Annotated in this window: 15 protein-coding genes and 2 tRNA genes; all 17 read right to left on the reverse strand. The window is 45.8% G+C overall.

Features of this window, described 5'->3' with window-relative positions; translation table 11 throughout:
* Positions 1-17: 17 nt before the first annotated feature.
* Positions 18-1,313, reverse strand: a complete 1,296-nt coding sequence (gene tig / locus BLT53_RS10875) for a trigger factor (protein WP_090234789.1) — start codon at positions 1,311-1,313, stop codon at positions 18-20.
* 124 nt (positions 1,314-1,437) lie between these two features.
* Complete coding sequence (locus BLT53_RS10880; protein ID WP_090234791.1) at positions 1,438-2,481, reverse strand: tetratricopeptide repeat protein; 1,044 nt, start codon at positions 2,479-2,481, stop codon at positions 1,438-1,440.
* Positions 2,482-2,723: 242 nt separating this feature from the next.
* A complete protein-coding gene (gene leuD / locus BLT53_RS10885) occupies positions 2,724-3,329 on the reverse strand; it encodes a 3-isopropylmalate dehydratase small subunit (RefSeq protein ID WP_090234794.1) in 606 nt (201 codons plus the stop codon).
* On the reverse strand, positions 3,316-4,749 hold the full coding sequence (leuC, locus tag BLT53_RS10890; protein ID WP_090234796.1) for a 3-isopropylmalate dehydratase large subunit: 1,434 nt from the start codon (positions 4,747-4,749) through the stop codon (positions 3,316-3,318). Before leuC ends, leuD begins: the two co-directional genes overlap by 14 nt.
* 13 nt (positions 4,750-4,762) lie before the next feature.
* Positions 4,763-5,860 carry a 3-isopropylmalate dehydrogenase gene (leuB, locus tag BLT53_RS10895; protein ID WP_090234797.1) on the reverse strand — a complete coding sequence of 366 codons (1,098 nt, stop codon included), beginning with the start codon at positions 5,858-5,860 and terminating at the stop codon, positions 4,763-4,765.
* Positions 5,861-5,881: 21 nt separating this feature from the next.
* Positions 5,882-7,423, reverse strand: a complete 1,542-nt coding sequence (locus tag BLT53_RS10900) for a 2-isopropylmalate synthase (protein WP_090234800.1) — start codon at positions 7,421-7,423, stop codon at positions 5,882-5,884.
* Entirely contained in the window at positions 7,410-8,441 is a 1,032-nt protein-coding gene (gene ilvC, locus BLT53_RS10905; protein ID WP_090234801.1) for a ketol-acid reductoisomerase, read from the reverse strand. The genes BLT53_RS10900 and ilvC overlap by 14 nt, the downstream gene beginning before the upstream one ends.
* Before the next feature lie 53 nt (positions 8,442-8,494).
* A complete protein-coding gene (gene ilvN / locus BLT53_RS10910; protein WP_090234803.1) occupies positions 8,495-9,013 on the reverse strand; it encodes an acetolactate synthase small subunit in 519 nt (172 codons plus the stop codon).
* Entirely contained in the window at positions 9,010-10,728 is a 1,719-nt protein-coding gene (gene ilvB, locus BLT53_RS10915) for an acetolactate synthase large subunit (protein WP_090234806.1), read from the reverse strand. The genes ilvN and ilvB overlap by 4 nt, the downstream gene beginning before the upstream one ends.
* A 352-nt stretch (positions 10,729-11,080) precedes the next feature.
* Positions 11,081-12,748 (reverse strand): dihydroxy-acid dehydratase, encoded by a 1,668-nt coding sequence (gene ilvD, locus BLT53_RS10920; protein ID WP_090234808.1) that lies wholly within the window; start codon positions 12,746-12,748, stop codon positions 11,081-11,083.
* 26 nt (positions 12,749-12,774) lie between these two features.
* Positions 12,775-13,680, reverse strand: coding sequence for a branched-chain-amino-acid transaminase (gene ilvE / locus BLT53_RS10925; protein ID WP_090234809.1), 906 nt, complete (start codon positions 13,678-13,680; stop codon positions 12,775-12,777).
* A 298-nt stretch (positions 13,681-13,978) separates the two neighbouring features.
* A tRNA-Arg gene (locus BLT53_RS10930) sits at positions 13,979-14,055 on the reverse strand.
* Between the two features lie 178 nt (positions 14,056-14,233).
* A tRNA-Gly gene (locus BLT53_RS10935) sits at positions 14,234-14,307 on the reverse strand.
* Between the two features lie 189 nt (positions 14,308-14,496).
* Complete coding sequence (locus BLT53_RS25625; protein ID WP_280138802.1) at positions 14,497-14,628, reverse strand: hypothetical protein; 132 nt, start codon at positions 14,626-14,628, stop codon at positions 14,497-14,499.
* Positions 14,629-14,766: 138 nt separating this feature from the next.
* Complete coding sequence (locus BLT53_RS10940; protein WP_090234811.1) at positions 14,767-15,282, reverse strand: metallophosphoesterase family protein; 516 nt, start codon at positions 15,280-15,282, stop codon at positions 14,767-14,769.
* Positions 15,283-15,295: 13 nt separating this feature from the next.
* Positions 15,296-15,886: an XTP/dITP diphosphatase gene (locus tag BLT53_RS10945; RefSeq protein WP_090234813.1), complete on the reverse strand. Its 591-nt coding sequence runs from the start codon at positions 15,884-15,886 to the stop codon at positions 15,296-15,298.
* Positions 15,883-16,638 carry a ribonuclease PH gene (gene rph / locus BLT53_RS10950; RefSeq protein ID WP_090234815.1) on the reverse strand — a complete coding sequence of 252 codons (756 nt, stop codon included), beginning with the start codon at positions 16,636-16,638 and terminating at the stop codon, positions 15,883-15,885. Before rph ends, BLT53_RS10945 begins: the two co-directional genes overlap by 4 nt.
* Positions 16,639-16,732 lie beyond the last annotated feature (94 nt).

The following is a 16,732-nucleotide window of genomic DNA, read 5'->3' on the forward strand; positions in this document are numbered from 1 at the left end:
TCAGACCTTACTTAATATTATGCAACTGTTGTGCTGTTATCCACTAATAAATCAATTGCTTTTCTGATTTTCAGGTCAGCAGCTACAGCATCATTTCCGCCTTGCATTGCAAGCATTTGAGTGATTTTCTCTACATCCATGTTGTACATTTCAGCCATTTTCTTAAGCTCTTCATTGATTTCTTCTTCGGTCGCTTCAATGTTTTCCGCTTCAGAAATTGCTTCAAGCACCAGGTTGGTTTTCACGCGTTTTCCGGCATCTTCTTTCATTTGTTCACGAAGTGCTGCTTCGTCTGTGCCAGAGAACTGGAAGTAAAGATCAAGATTCATGCCTTGCATTTGAAGACGCTGGCCAAACTCCTGAACCATGCGGTCCAATTCAGTGTTGACCATTGCTTCCGGTACGTCTACTTCTGCGTTTTCAACGGCCTTATCAACCACGGAATCACGTGTGTGATGCTCGCCTTCATGGTTTTTGCTTTCTTCCAGCTTTTTGCGGATGCTGGCTTTAAGGTCTTCTACTGTTTCTACTTCAGAATCAGCCTCTTTTGCAAACTCATCATTAAGTTCAGGAAGCTGCTTTGTTTTGATATCATGGATAGTAACTTTGAAAACAGCAGGCTTTCCAGCAAGCTCGGCTGCATGGTACTCTTCTGGGAAAGTAATTTCTACTTCTTTTTCAGTACCGGCTTTTTCGCCGATTAGCTGTTCTTCAAATCCAGGAATGAAAGAACCGGATCCAATTTCCAATGGATAGTTTTCAGCTTTACCGCCTTCAAAAGGCTCTCCGTCGACAAATCCTTCGAAATCGATAACAGCAGTATCTCCGTTCTCGACTGCTCCTTCTTCTTTTACAACGAGCTCAGCCTGTTGTTCTTGAAGACGCTTGACTTCATTGTCAACATCCTCGTCAGTTACAGTTGTATCAAATTCAGTTACTTCAAGACCTTTGTAGTCGCCCAGTTTCACTTCCGGCTTCACTACAACTTTTGCTGTAAATACAAGGTTGCTGCCTTTTTCCATTGTTTCGATGTCCACTTCAGGACGATCAACCGGCTCAATTCCTGTTTCTTCTACAGCCTTGCTGTATGCTTGTGGCAGGATGATATCAAGCGCATCTTGATATAGTGATTCAACCCCAAAACGCTGTTCAAACATTTTACGTGGAATTTTCCCTTTACGGAAACCCGGTACGTTTACCTGTTTAACCACTTTTTTAAACGCCTGGTCAAGGGCTGTATCTACTTCAGAAGCCTCAACTTCAATCGTTAAGACACCTTGGTTACCTTCTAACTTTTCCCACTTTGCACTCATTCAAAGTTCCCTCCAACATTACGTATTTCACCTGAAAATCTAACATTTTCATTGCAACCATTCCATTATATCATAACCGACTTGTATTTCAACAACGACCATTTCCGGTTTAGTACGAGTGGTACTAAAATTTATTTGGCCCAAACGTAAACCGTTCAATATCAAGCAGCTGATCCACTGCTTTTCTTAACGTTTCCGGATGAATCTCAATGTCTGATTGAAGCTCCTCACACGCGTCCATGCCGCTTAATTTACCGGCTGCGCATTGCAGGGCATGAGACCAGAAAAAACGGTCAGCAGGCTCGGGCACCTGTGGATAGATAGCAAGTATGTAATCCCACCATATGGTAAGAGCAAATTGGGACAAGGTTGGATTTTCCTGTTCCAGCCTTTCCTCTACTTCCTTTTTTACTTCAAGATTAAACGGCTCTTCATAGACATCATGGAGCTCTTTTATGGAGATTGAATACATTTGTCCAAACTTATGTAAGGTAACGGTTTCTTCCACATTCTTTGATTTTAGATAATTGAGTGCCATCGTTTTTATGCCCGGATGGCCCTCTTCATTGGCCAAAAATTCACGATAGACAGAAAGCGTCTCTTCTGGATCCATATAGCTCAGCTGCTGCATGGCAATCCATTGGTTATGTATTTCGCTGCTTGTCAGCATACTTCTAAGCGTCTCAATTTCTTGTTTCCTGTCTTCAGCCGGCTCCGGAGTAAAATCAACGCCAGGTTCAGGGTCTTCTGCCATCTTCCGGCTAAAATGAAGCAGCTGGTAGAATGATTCAGCCTGGGCAGCCGGCAGCTGATGTTCCCCCAGCACAGCTTCCACCACAGAAACAACAGTTTCGTATTCTGAAAGCTGAATAAGTATGGAAAGATAAATCTGCAAAACGTCAAAGTATTCCCCAATACCCTGCTTCAGCATTCTCTCTGCTCTGGTCTTTGCCTCCTGAAGCTGGCCAAGTTCGATCAGGCTGAGCACCACCCCTAGATGGCCCTGAGAATGGCCTGGATCCAATTCCAACAGCTGAAGAAAGCAGGATAGAGATTCCTTGTAGTGTTTTGCTTTCAGGGAAGCCATTCCCTTTTCAAGCAAACGGGCAGGCAAGTTAGGAAAAGGGACGACGTTGCTTGGTTTTGTTCCTTTTTTTTCATTAGCCATTAGGTTTATTCACTTCCAGTTTCTATTTGCATCAGTTTAACAGTTTAAAGACATAAACTCAAGACGCGGCCACAGCAGGCTGAAGGAAACAATAAATCCTGCACATGGTTGTGCAGGATTAGAGATATGGAACGATCAAAAAAAGGAAACCTGCTAACACGTTCTGTTTTGCCACGTCTCCTTTTATTTTTCCCTCTTAAGCTTAATTCAAACCTCTTCTATACAAAAATTTTAAAACACATTTATAATTGGGGTTGCTTAACCGCTTCCTGCTGCTTCTCATAACGGCTGATAGCATCCTCATATTTTAGTGTAATGGATATTTCATCCCAGCCATTTTGAAGCATCTCTTTCCAATACGGATCGAATGAGAAAGAAGCCAGGACTTCCTCTCCTGATAAAATCTCCTGTTTGTCAAGGCTGACCGTAAGGCTTTGATCACCGGCTGCCACTCTGGATTTCAAGCTATGGATGGTTTCGGCAGGAAGCTTAATCACCAATATTCCATTTTTCAATGAATTATTATAGAAGATATCCGCATAATCGGGAGCGATAATCACTTTAAATCCATAATCCTTCAGTGCCCAAGGAGCATGTTCACGTGAAGAACCGCATCCAAAATTGTCTCCGGCAAGCAGTATCTCCGCTCCCTCAGCTTCAGGACGGTTCAATTCGAAATCAGGATTCGGGGAGCCGTCACGGTTAAACCGCCAGTCGAAAAATAAAAACTTTCCAAACCCGCTCCGTTCAACACGCTTTAAAAACTGTTTTGGTATGATTTGATCAGTATCCACATTGTCACGGTCAAGTACCGCTGCAGTTCCGGTAAATGTTTTAAATCCTGGCATACTGCTCACCTTCCCTAGAACCAGATTGAAACTCTCGAACGTCTGTAAACTTCCCTTCGATTGCCGCCGCAGCCGCCATTTCCGGGCTGACCAGATGCGTTCTTGCCCCTTTACCCTGTCTTCCTTCAAAGTTTCGGTTGGAAGTAGAAGCACACCTTTCACCTTCAGGTACAATATCCGGATTCATCCCAAGGCACATGGAACATCCTGAGTCACGCCAGTCAAAACCAGCTTCCTGAAAAACAAGATGCAGGCCTTCCTCCTCTGCTTTGGCTTTGACCTGCTGTGAGCCGGGAACCACAATAGCCTGAACTCCACCGTGAACTTTTCTTCCCTGAACCACTTTTGCAGCAGCCCGCAGATCACTGATCCTCGAATTGGTGCATGACCCGATGAAAACATGTTGAACAGGTACCTCTGTCAATGACTGCCCAGGGCTTAATCCCATATAATGAAGGGCTTTTTGCAAGGATTCTCTTTCCTGCTGTGTTTGTTCATCTCTATAGGAAGGTACATTTCCAGAGATCCCCACACCCATGGATGGATTGGTTCCCCAGGTTACCATTGGCTCCACTTCTGCCGCATTGATTTCAATGACCTTATCATATTTCGCATCTGCATCGGAACGAAGCGCGTTCCACTCGTTTACTTTTTCTTCAAACTGCTCACCTTGAGGAGCATACTTGCGGCCTTTAATATATTCATAGGTCGTCTCATCCGGTGCAACCAATCCGGCTTTTGCTCCAGCTTCAATCGACATGTTACACAGCGTCATGCGTTCTTCCATGGTAAAGCTGCGCACCGTTTCACCAGTGAATTCAATGACGTGTCCGGCACCAACGTTGGTACCGTGTTGAGCAATTAAGGCAAGAATAATATCTTTCGCCGTTACTCCAAAGCCGCGTTTTCCTTCTATATTTACTTTCAGTTGTTTTGGTTTTTGCTGCCAGAGGGTCTGTGTTGCCAACACATGCTCCACTTCACTAGTTCCAATCCCAAAGGCAAGAGCACCAAAGGCTCCATGAGTGGACGTATGGCTGTCTCCGCAAACTATGGTTTTCCCGGGCAAGGTTAACCCAAGTTCCGGACCGATAACATGGACAATCCCTTGCTCGTCGGAGTCAAGCCCTTCAAGATGGATGCCATACTCCTTACAATTTTCTTCAAGGGTCTGGATCTGTTTTAAGGCAATACTGTCATTGATCACAAACCGGTTTTTGGTCGGAATATTATGGTCCATTGTAGCAAAACAAAGGTCCGGTCTTCTTACTTTCCGATTTTTTTCCCGCAGGCCGGCAAAGGCCTGCGGAGATGTTACTTCATGAAGAAGATGCAAATCAATGTACAAAAGACCGGGCTTATTTTCTTCTTGCATGACAGTATGCTTTTCCCAAACTTTATCAATAATGGTTTTTGCCATCTGATCTTCCTCCTTACACATACACTTCAAGCAGTGTGGCGGTTGCTGCATTTTCATCCAATCGATAGATCAGCTGATCCACCATTTCATCTGTTGTGGATATTCTTCCTTTTTTACTTTCAATATCGCTGGTGCGGTAATTGGCGTTCAATACTTCCTGAACGGCCATTTCAATCGCATCCGCTTCGTCATTCATATGGAAGGAATGCCTCAGCATCATGGCCGTTGACAGGACCATACCCAGTGGATTGGCTGCATTCTTCCCGGCAATGTCAGGCGCAGAACCATGGACCGGCTCATAAAGCCCTGGACCTTCCTCGCTCACCGAAGCAGAAGCCAGCATACCCAAAGAGCCTGTGATCATTGATGCTTCGTCAGATAAAATGTCACCAAACATATTCTCTGTCACAATGACGTCAAATTGTCCGGGATTTCTGACAAGCTGCATCGCAGCATTATCCACTAGCATGTGCTCTACTTTCACTTCCGGAAAGCTCTTGGCCATTTCGTTGACCACTTCCCTCCAAAGCTTGCTGGACTCAAGGACATTGGCTTTATCCACAGAAGTCAGTTTCCCGCTTCGGGAAGCCGCAATTTCAAATGCCTTTTTTACCACTCGTTCGATTTCATTGCGGTGATAATACAGCGTATCTACCGCTTCTTCATTTCCAGTTCTTCTTTTTGGCTGGGCAAAGTACAGCCCGCCTGTAAGCTCCCTGACAAATATCAAGTCTACATTTTCGATGAGTTCGGGTTTGAGCGGTGAAATATCCCCAAGAGAGGCGAATGCTTTTACCGGCCTAAGGTTGGCAAAAACATTCAAATCCTTACGAATTTGAAGCAGACCCTGTTCCGGCCGTTTTTCCATTCCGTCCCATTTCGGGCCGCCTACAGCCCCTAGCAAAACCGCATCACTTTTTTTGCATTGTTCCAGCGTTTCAGAGGGCAATGGAAGTCCTGTCTCATCAATGGCTTTACCGCCAATCGGCATTTCTGTCACATTAAACTGATGGCCATATCGGGCTTCAACTGCTTTGAGGACACGCAAAGCCCCTTTCATCACTTCCGGTCCGATTCCGTCACCCGGCAAGACTGTAATTGTTTTTTCCATCTTGACCCCTCCTCATTGGATTTATAGACTCACGTTTACCAATTCGTCTTTTTGAACATTCATAATCGTTTTGTTTAAGGCGTGGACATACGCTTTGGCTGAAGCCTGCAATACGTCCTGCGCCGTTCCGCTTCCATTGATCTCCTGATCCTCATATTCGAGAAGCACGTACACCTGTGCCAGCGCATCTCTTCCGGATCCGACCGACTGTATGCGGTAATCTTTTAAATGAACCGGCAGAGGAAGCATTTTATCCAGCGTATTGTAGATGGCTTCCACACTTCCTGATCCGGTACCTGCTTCCTGAATCTCTGTTCCATCCGGTGCTTTTAATGTAATCGTTGCCGTCGGAATATTGTTTGTTCCATAATTCACCTGAAGATCGCCAAGCTGATACATTGGAACCGGCGGCTGAATCTTGTGCTCCAGAAGCAGCGCCAAAATATCTTCCTCCGTAAGCTCCTTCTTCCTGTCGGCAAGGTCCTTAAATTCCTTGAACAGGGTATTAAGCTGTTCCTCTCCCGGTTCAAAGCCAAGCTTCTGAATGTGTGACCGGAACGCATGACGTCCTGAATGTTTTCCCAGGACTAGCGAGTTGGAAGATACCCCGACAAGTTCAGGTGTAATGATCTCATACGTTGATTTCTCTTTCAGCACGCCATCCTGATGAATCCCGGATTCATGCGCAAATGCATTTTTACCTACCACTGCTTTATTCGGAGGAACACTGATTCCTGTAAGCCTGCTGACAAGCGAGCTCGTACGGCTGATTTCCTTTAACTCCAATCGGCTTTCCGCCTGATAAAAGGAGCTGCGGATGGCAAGTGCAACCGCAATTTCTTCCAGCGATGCATTCCCCGCTCGTTCTCCGAGACCGTTGATCGCACACTCAATCTGGTCTGCTCCGTTTTCAATAGCCGCCATCGAGTTGGCCACTGCCATGCCCAAATCGTCATGGCAGTGTGCTGATAATTTAGCTCTGTGAATATTTGGAACTTGCTCTCTTACATACTGGAAGAGCTGTCCGTATTCAGCAGGACTGCGATAACCCACCGTGTCCGGCAAATTGATAACCGATGCCCCTGCCTCAATCACCTGTTCAATGATTTTTGCAAGGAAGGGCAAATCTGAACGGCAGGCATCTTCGGCCGACCATTGTACAACCGGAAACTTCTGTTTAGCATATTTGACGGACTGGACAGCCGTTTCAATGACTTCGTCCGGTGTTTTTTTCAGTTTGTATGTCATATGAATTGGCGATGTTGCCAGAAACACATGCAGACGTGGTTCAGCTGAATCTTTTAGCGCTTCCCATGCGGCATCGATGTCCTTTTGGGTCGAACGCGCAAGGCCGGTGACAGTGCTGTTTTTAATTTCTTCAGCAATCCGTTTCACCGCAGCAAGATCACCAGGTGAAGCTGCCGGAAATCCTGCCTCTATGACATCAACACCGAGCCGTTCAAGCTGTCTGGCTATTTCCAGTTTCTCGTGGGCGTTTAAGTTTACTCCAGCCGTCTGCTCGCCATCCCGTAATGTTGTGTCAAAGATATCAATTTTTCGCACTGCTTACTGCCTCCTTTTTCTTATTTTTCTGCTGTTTCACAAACGGCATCATCGCTCTCAACTCACGGCCAACAACCTCAATCGGGTGATTCTTTTCACTTTCATTCACAGCATGGAATACCGGGCGGTTCGCTTGGTTTTCGAGAATCCATCCTTTTGCAAATTCACCTGTTTGGATATCTTTCAATACCGCTCTCATTTTCTCTCTTGTATCTTCATCTACGACTCTAGGCCCAGATTGGAAATCCCCCCATTGGGCTGTATCAGAGATAGAGTATCTCATGCCTTCCAATCCGCCTTCATACATCAAATCTACGATTAATTTGAGTTCATGCAAACATTCAAAGTAAGCAACTTCCGGCTGATAGCCTGCTTCAACAAGCGTTTCAAATCCTGTTTTGACAAGCGAAGTCAATCCGCCGCACAATACAGCCTGTTCACCAAACAAATCGGTTTCTGTTTCCTCTTTAAAGCTTGTTTCAAGAACACCTGCTCTAGCAGCTCCAATTCCTTTTGCGTATTCCAATGCTGTTTCCTTCGCTGTTCCTGAAACGTCCTGGTAAACGGCGATCAATGCAGGTACCCCCGCTCCGGCTTCATACGTACGGCGTACAAGATGTCCTGGCCCTTTAGGCGCAACAAGGAATACATCCACAAAGTCCGGCGGAACGATTTGATGAAAATGAACATTGAATCCGTGTGCAAAAACAAGTGATTTGCCTGGTGTCAATGCCGGCTCAATTTCCTTTTTGTATACCTGCGGCTGCAGTTCATCCGGAAGAAGGATCATGATGACATCCGCTTCATTAGAAGCTTCTTCAACAGATGCTACGCGTACTCCGTCTTCCACTGCCTGATCGTATGATTTCCCTGGTCTTACACCTACCACCACGTCATAACCGCTTTCCTTCAGATTTAGTGCATGGGCATGCCCCTGTGAACCATATCCGATAACTGCTACCTTTTTCCCATTAAGATACTGATCTGCGATCTCTTTGTCATAATATACTTTTGCCATTTTTCATCTCTCCTCAATAATAGTTGGTTTTGTTGGGTTTATTTTTTATAGATTTAAATAATAGAAAACTGATTCAGATTATAGACCGTTTTTTGAGTACCCCTCGGCATGGCCGTAAGGCCTGTTCTCGAGATTTCTTTAATACCGTACGGTCTCAGAAGCTCGATGATCGCTTCTACCTTGTCATTGTCGCCCGTCACTTCGATGGTGACATTTTCCAGGCTGACATCGATAATGCTTGCCCTGAATGGCTCGATGATCACTTTGATCTCACTCCGGGTATCCGGAGTGGTCATCACTTTGATCAAGGCCAACTCCCTCGCGACGAGTGCCATTTCCGTGAGATCCTTCACCTTTAGCACATCAATTTGCTTGTGAAGTTGTTTCAGGAGTTGTTCAAGCTTCCTGTCATCCTCCACCTGCACAACGATAGTTATTTTTGAGATTGACGGATCATCGGAATGCCCGACCGTGATGCTTTCGATGTTAAATTGCCGCTTGGTCATTAATCCTGTGAGCCGGTTGAGTACCCCGCTTCGATTTAGTACTGTGGCGGTTATGATGCGCCTCATGGTTTCACCCCAATCATTTGATGGATTCCCTTGCCGGGTGCAATCATCGGATAAACATTTTCATCTGATGCGACTCTACAGTCCAGCAAGAATGGTGCTTTGGAATCAAGCGCTTCGGCAAATTTGGACCGCGCATCTTCTTCGGTCGTCACCGATGCGGCTTCAATACCGTAAGCAGCAGCCAGTTTTACAAAGTCCGGCTGGACCGGAAGCAGGGATTCTGAATAGCGTTCTTCATAGAAGATTTCCTGCCATTGCCTCACCATGCCCAACGATTGATTATTGACGATGACAATGATCACCGGGAGCTTCATTTCCTGTAAAACGGAAAGCTCCTGAAGGGTCATTTGGAACCCACCATCTCCCGTAATTGCCACAACCGGAAGCTCTGGTCTGCCAATTTTAGCTCCGATTGCAGCCGGAAAACCAAATCCCATAGTCCCCAGTCCACCTGAGGTTACCCAGCGGTTCGGTTTGGAAAATCCATAATATTGAGCCGTCCACATCTGGTGCTGACCCACATCCGTTGTAACAATGGCTTCACCTTTGGTTTCCTCATGAATAATTTCAAGAAGACGCTGCGGCTTCAATACCTCGCCTTCGTTTTTGTACCAAAGCGGATAACTGTTCTTAAGCTCTGCCAATTGGTACACCCATTCTGCCGTGTCCCCTGACGTTGTGCTCTCGCGGAGCAAAGCTGCCACTGTATGTTTTGCACAGCCTACAATCGGAATGAGCGTTTCAACGTTTTTTCCTATTTCTGCCGGATCGATATCAATGTGGGCTACAGTTGCTTTTTTGGCAAAGTGTGCAAGGTTGCCTGTAAGCCGGTCATCAAAACGGGCTCCGATTCCAATCAAAAGGTCACATTCATGAAGGGCGGTATTCGCCGTATACGTACCATGCATTCCCGCCATTCCCAGGAAGAGCGGATGGTCCGACGGAAAACTTCCCAGTCCGAGAAGCGTATTCGTGACAGGAATTCTGTGCTGCTCGGCCAGTGCAAGGATCTCTTCTTCGGCTTTGGCAAACAGTACTCCGGCTCCGGCAAGGATGACAGGTTTCTTCGCTTGCGCGATCGCGTCTGCCAGACGTTTGACTTGCAGCAGGTTCGGCATTGTCGTTGGCTGATATCCCGGAAGGTCGACTTCATTGGATGGTTTATACGAACCAATCGATGTAGAAATGTCTTTAGGAATATCAACCAGTACAGGGCCTGGACGTCCGGTCTGGGCAACGTGGAATGCTTCTTTAATGATCCCTGGCAGCTCTTCCACTTTTCTTACCTGATAATTGTGCTTGGTAATCGGCATCGTGATTCCAACGATATCGGCTTCCTGAAAGGCATCTGTTCCGATAACCGATGTGGCAACCTGGCCTGTGAAAATAACAAGCGGGAGTGAATCGATCATGGCATCTGCTATTCCGGTTACCAGATTGGTCGCGCCTGGCCCTGAGGTCGCGATCACAACACCGGGCTTTCCGGTTACTCTAGCGAAACCTTGAGCAGCGTGAATAGCCCCTTGTTCATGCCTTGTTAAAATGTGTTTGATGTTCTTTTTGTACAGCGCATCATAAATGGGAAGGACGGCACCCCCGGGATATCCGAATAATACGTCAACCCCTTCTTTTTCCAGTCCCTCCATCAGCATATCGGCTCCAGACATCTTCAGGACTTTGCTTTTCTCTTCCTCAGCCACCCAGCTGGCTTTCATTTCTGATTCCTCCCTTATTTGGTCAAAATAAAAAGCCTATTCACCCAAAATGACAGTGTTTATCCTGCCAAAGGGGTGAAAAGGCTTCTTTTCACGGTACCACCCTTCTTCGCGGCTCTTGCATTGCCGCCTCATGGATGAAAAGTTCATCCAGTTTGATAACAAGTTACCCATTGAAAAGACTGGTTAACTCGGCCTGCCCTACTGACACTTGAACCGTGCGTTCGAACAGACACTCAGGGGTGAGATCCTGACAGGGTTATTACCGGCTCACAGCAACCCGGCTCTCTGTAAATAACCTTCTGTCATTCTTCCCCTTCACAGATTTAACGATCTTAAATTTTTAAAGGTATTATACTTTCAGGACTCCGCCAGTATTGGCTGAAGTGACAAGTTTGGCATAACGGGCAAGATACCCTTGTTTGATTTTAGGCTCCGGCTGCTGCCAATCCGCCTTTCTTTGTTGCAGTTCTTCTTCACTGACCATTAAATTGATGGTTCGGTTAGGAAGATCGATTAAAATTTGATCGCCGTTTTCAATGAAAGCGATCGGTCCGCCCTCTGCTGCTTCCGGCGAGATATGGCCGATGGAAATTCCTCTGGAAGCACCTGAGAATCTTCCGTCGGTGATCAATGCTACCTTCGTGCTTAAACCCATTCCGGCAATAGCGGAAGTTGGAGAAAGCATTTCCGGCATCCCCGGCCCGCCTTTTGGCCCTTCGTAGCGGATTACCACCACATGGCCTTCCTTGACTTTACCGGTTTTTATTCCTTCAAGCGCCTCGTCCTGTGATTCAAAGACAATCGCTTCTCCCTCAAAATATTTGATGGATGGATCCACTCCGCCAACTTTGATGACACAGCCGTCAGGTGCAAGGTTTCCATACAGGATGGAAAGCCCTCCTACAGGACTGTAGGCATTATCAGGATAGCGGATAACATCACTGTTCAGAATTTCAGCTTCTTCCACATTTTCATATAACGTTTTGCCTGTGACAGTAATCCGGTCACGGTGAATGGCACCGTCGATTCCGCCAAGCTGTTTGATAATGGCGCTGACGCCTCCTGCTTCATGCACATCCTGCATGGTGTAGTCTGATGCAGGACTTATCTTTGAGAGGTATGGCACTCTTTCTGCCACTTCATTAATACGTTTAAGGTCATATTCAACACCTGCTTCATTTGCGATGGCCAGCATGTGAAGGACTGTATTCGTCGATCCCCCCATGGCCATGTCAAGAGCAAATGCATCATCGATAGCTTCCTTCGTAATAATATCTCTAGGCCTGATATTCCGTTCAACGAGATCCATCAGATGGAAGGCTGCATCTTTATACAACTTATCTCGTTCCTCAGAGGTGGCTACGAGCGTTCCATTGCCTGGAAGTGTGATGCCGAGCATTTCCATGATGGAGTTCATGCTGTTCGCAGTGAACATTCCCGAACAGGACCCACAAGTGGGACAGGCACTTGTCTCAAGCTCAAGCAGCTCTTCACGCGACATTTTGCCTGACAGGTGGGAGCCGACTCCTTCAAAAACTGAAACAAGTGAAAGGGATTTACCGGTGGATGATTTTCCCGCTTCCATCGGACCACCAGATACAAATACAGCCGGTACATTGGTTCTCGCCGCAGCCATCAGCATTCCTGGTGTAATCTTGTCACAGTTGGGAATGTAGAACACTCCGTCAAACCAATGTGCGTTGATTACTGTTTCAGCTGAATCCGCGATAATTTCCCGGCTTGGAAGAGAATATCGCATTCCGATGTGGCCCATGGCAATTCCGTCGTCAACACCAATTGTATTGAACTCAAATGGTACACCACCTGCTTCGCGGATGGCCTGCTTTACTTTCTCACCCACTTTATTGAGATGCATGTGACCCGGGATGATATCCACATAAGAATTACAGACCCCAATAAATGGTTTGTTCATATCTTCTTCTTTTACTCCGGCCGCATGAAGCAAGCTTCGATGGGGCGCCCGGTCAATTCCGCTTTTTATCATGTTACTGCGCATATACGACATCTCCTGTTACAAATTGATTATCCTGCTTGTACGTTGGTTGACTGGGAATAAACCCTGACTCCTTCTTCAACCACTCTTTTTCTGAAAGCTTCCAAAAGGGTATTGGTGTGTTTTCCTGGAACGCCTTCTCCAATTACTCTTCCATCCACCTTAATGACAGCAATGACTTCTGCAGCCGTCCCTGTAAGGAACACTTCATCAGCCACATAGACATCGTGCCGTGTAAACGGTTCTTCAGAGACGTTATAGCCAAGTTCGGCGGCAATTTCCACGATGGCATTTCTTGTGATACCTTCCAGAGCCCCAAGGTAACCCGGAGGTGTTTTTACGTTGTTTCCTTTAACGATAAACACATTATCTGCAGAGCCTTCGGCCACATAGCCCTGGTCGTTCAGCATCAAGGCTTCACTTACACCGGCCAAATTGGCTTCAATTTTCACGAGAATATTGTTTAAATAGTTCAGTGATTTTACTTTCGGGCTAAGCACGTCTGCTCTATTTCGCCGGCTCGCTACTGTCACAATTTCAATTCCCGTTTCATAAAGTTTTTTCGGAAAAAGAGCTAGCTGTTCTGCGATGACGATAACTCCCGGCTTTTCACAGGTAAACGGATCCAGTCCCAGGTTTCCCCTTCCCCGTGATATCACTAAGCGAATGTAGGCATCACGATATTGGTTTTTCTGGAGCGTCTCAATAATAATTTGGGTTAGCTCCTCTTTTGTGTGTGGAATAGTTAACATGATGGACTGAGCTGATTCGTAAAGACGCTGCAGATGTTCATCTAGCCGATAAACATTTCCGTTGTAGACGCGAATGCCTTCGAACACCCCATCTCCATATAAAAAACCATGGTCATAAACAGAGATTTTGGCATCTTCTTTTAAGACAAATTCACCGTCTACATAAACCCATTGCTCTAACATCGTGATCCTCCTTTTCCTCAGTAGTAATTGTTCGAATATTTTAATTTAATCTGATAATTGTTGATTATGTTACGCCCCTTTTGGGCGCAGGTCAACCATCTTTTTAAAAAAAATGCAATTTTTCTGTTTATTCTGATTTTTTGTATGCGCTTACATGATTGCTGTACAAGAAATCGGGTCTTAATTAACTCATTTGTAAACATTTTTAAAGCGCTTACATACCGAGCAAGTTAACATTAGAAAATCACGCAAAAAAAGACACCCTTTAATTAAAGGTGTCTTGAATATGTAAGTAAAGTGGCGTCCCAGGAGAGATTCGAACTCCCGACCGTACGCTTAGAAGGCGTATGCTCTATCCGGCTGAGCTACTGGGACATATGTATTTTAGAGCCCATTCCGCCTAGCAGTGCAACTTCATGCGACTGCAAAACGCTGCGGGCACACAGGTTTGTTTTCCTCGGGGAAAACGTATGATCAATCACTCATTGACTTTTCCTGTTCCGTAAAAAAAGCCTTGCCTTTTCATTTCCATTGCGACGTGAGAAATAGCAAATGGAGCGGGTGATGAGAATCGAACTCACGACCAGAGCTTGGAAGGCTCTTGTTTTACCACTAAACTACACCCGCATATTTGATTAGGATGTCACTGCATCAGCGACATAAGTAAATATACTATACCCCTTTAAATATGTCAATAACTTTTGGGGAGAAAAAATCTATATCATTTATTTATGCTGTTTTTGAATACTGGAGCACCAGGAAGCAGTTGAATTCCGTTTCAGGACACTCTCTTTCCGCGGGGCGTGCGGTGAGCATCTACGGTGCAAGCGCCTGTGTACCGGCGTATACGCCTACTTTACCGGCGTATACGCCTACTTTACCGGTGTATACGCCTACTTTACCGGCGTATACGCCTACTTGCCGGCGTATACGCCTACTTACTCTCACCTGTCACGCCACTCCCGCAGGATAAAGAACGTTTCGTCAGCATTACATCGCACGGAAACAATCTATAGTTAATTCCGGGGATCTCACATCTTCCACTACAATCAACTTCGCATGTGCGTTTAAGTTCCAGAAAAAATTTTAATTCAGTTGAAATTCTCTTCTCAGGTCGTTTACTTCGTGTCCTTCAAGATCCAGGTAAGAGACGGAGACTGAATTTCCATGCACTTCGCATATGGCATATGTTTTCTCAAAACGCTCCCGCGGCATTCTGATGCTGCCTGGATTGATATAAACATGCCCATTCTGTTCAAAGCAATGAGCAGTATGGGAATGGCCGAAACACGCGATTTTGGCTCCGGTTTCTTCAGTGCGGTATGTCAGGGACACCAGCGACATTTTAACATCCATTAAATGTCCATGTGTGACATAAAATACGGTATCTCCAATCAATTCGATGACTTCAGTGGGAAGATCCGGTGCAGCATAATCCATATTCCCTGTCACAACGACAAAGTCTTTCAATTCTGGGGAATCCGACGTTAGCTCCGAATCTCCGCAATGAATCATGGCCTCCACTTCATGTCGGTGCCGTTCCTTGATCAGTTCGAGTTCTTTTTTATATCCATGGCTGTCACTCACAATTAATACTTTCACAGTTGGCTACCTCCTAAAACAGCAGATGCATCTGGTCCTTCAGTTTAGCCAATGCTTTCGCACGATGGCTGATTTGATTTTTTTCCTCTTTTGTAAGCTCGGCCATCGTATTGGATGTTCCCTGAACGAGAAAAATCGGATCATAGCCGAACCCATGGCTTCCTGTTTTTTTATAAGCAATGCTGCCTTCACAATGGCCCTCGACAATCACCGTTGCCTTACCCGGCCTGGCCACGGCCAATGTACAAACAAATCGTGCGGTCCGCTCATGTTCAGGAACGCTGCGCATTTCATCCAGTACCTTGTCCATATTTTTGTCATCGTCTTTCTCTATTCCCGCATAACGGGCAGAAAAAACACCAGGTCTTCCACCGATTGCATCAATAACAAGGCCGGAATCATCCGAAATTACGGGCAAATTATATAAATTTGCAATCTCTTCTGCCTTCAGCCGGGCGTTTTCAGCAAAGGTGGTGCCTGTCTCCTCTACCTCTGGTGCGTCTTCCACATCGAGCAAAGAGGAAACTTCAACACCCATTTCGGCAAACATGAATTCAAACTCTTTTACTTTGCCAGCATTTTTTGTCGCAATCAGAACTTTCATTTTTCATCCTCCGCTTCACATATAAGTTTCGCCCATTCACCGAGGACTTCCTTCTGTAATTCAATCAACTCACCAACACCTTTTGATCCAAGCTTCAGCAGGGACTGAAGCTCTGTATAAGAAAATGTTGCTTCTTCTCCTGTTCCCTGAAGCTCAACAAACTCCCCGCTTCCAGTCATCACGATGTTCATGTCCACATTCACGTTGGCGTCTTCCGCATAATTTAAATCCAAAATAGGACCTTCAGATTCATCAATGCCTACAGAAGTTGCAGCCAGAAAAGTTTTCACTGGCATCTTTTTGATCGTCTTGGCCTCGATCAGACTGGCAAAAGCCAAAACCATCGCCACAAAGGCTCCTGTTATGGATGCCGTACGGGTACCGCCGTCTGCCTGAATGACATCACAATCGATCCAGAGTGTCCGCTCGCCCATTTTAGGCAAATCCACAACCGAACGAAGTGCCCTGCCGATCAAACGCTGGATTTCCATCGTGCGGCCTGTTACCTTTCCCCTGCTTGATTCCCGCACTGTCCGTTGTTCTGTTGCCCTTGGAAGCATGGAATATTCAGCGGTTATCCAGCCTTTTCCCTGGTTTCTCATAAAATGTGGAACCCTGTCTTCTATGCTTGCTGTACAAATGACTTTTGTATCTCCAACGGTAACTAAAACCGATCCTTCCGCATGCTTTATGTAGTCTTTTTCTAAACTGACGAATCTGAGTTCATCGTGTGACCTGCCGTCATTTCTCATTATAACCCTCCCGATGTTCCTGCTCGCTTCCTGCTCTCTTAAAAAATACCAAAAGTTTTGTGAACAAAAAAGAGAAGGCAAGAAGCCGTCTCTT

Source organism: Fictibacillus solisalsi, assembly GCF_900103485.1.
GTDB classification, from domain to species: domain Bacteria; phylum Bacillota; class Bacilli; order Bacillales; family Fictibacillaceae; genus Fictibacillus_C; species Fictibacillus_C solisalsi.

Coding starts and splice junctions, on each gene's coding strand:
- leuD (WP_090234794.1), bottom strand. CDS start 3,329: ATGCCAGGATTTAAAACATTTACCGGAACTGCAGCGGTACTTGACCGT.
- ilvN (WP_090234803.1), bottom strand. CDS start 9,013: ATGAGGCGCATCATAACCGCCACAGTACTAAATCGAAGCGGGGTACTC.
- ilvC (WP_090234801.1), bottom strand. CDS start 8,441: ATGGCAAAAGTATATTATGACAAAGAGATCGCAGATCAGTATCTTAAT.
- leuC (WP_090234796.1), bottom strand. CDS start 4,749: ATGGCAAAAACCATTATTGATAAAGTTTGGGAAAAGCATACTGTCATG.
- BLT53_RS10945 (WP_090234813.1), bottom strand. CDS start 15,886: ATGAAAGTTCTGATTGCGACAAAAAATGCTGGCAAAGTAAAAGAGTTT.
- rph (WP_090234815.1), bottom strand. CDS start 16,638: ATGAGAAATGACGGCAGGTCACACGATGAACTCAGATTCGTCAGTTTA.
- tig (WP_090234789.1), bottom strand. CDS start 1,313: ATGAGTGCAAAGTGGGAAAAGTTAGAAGGTAACCAAGGTGTCTTAACG.
- ilvB (WP_090234806.1), bottom strand. CDS start 10,728: ATGAAAGCCAGCTGGGTGGCTGAGGAAGAGAAAAGCAAAGTCCTGAAG.
- ilvD (WP_090234808.1), bottom strand. CDS start 12,748: ATGCGCAGTAACATGATAAAAAGCGGAATTGACCGGGCGCCCCATCGA.
- ilvE (WP_090234809.1), bottom strand. CDS start 13,680: ATGTTAGAGCAATGGGTTTATGTAGACGGTGAATTTGTCTTAAAAGAA.
- BLT53_RS10880 (WP_090234791.1), bottom strand. CDS start 2,481: ATGGCTAATGAAAAAAAAGGAACAAAACCAAGCAACGTCGTCCCTTTT.
- leuB (WP_090234797.1), bottom strand. CDS start 5,860: ATGGAAAAAACAATTACAGTCTTGCCGGGTGACGGAATCGGACCGGAA.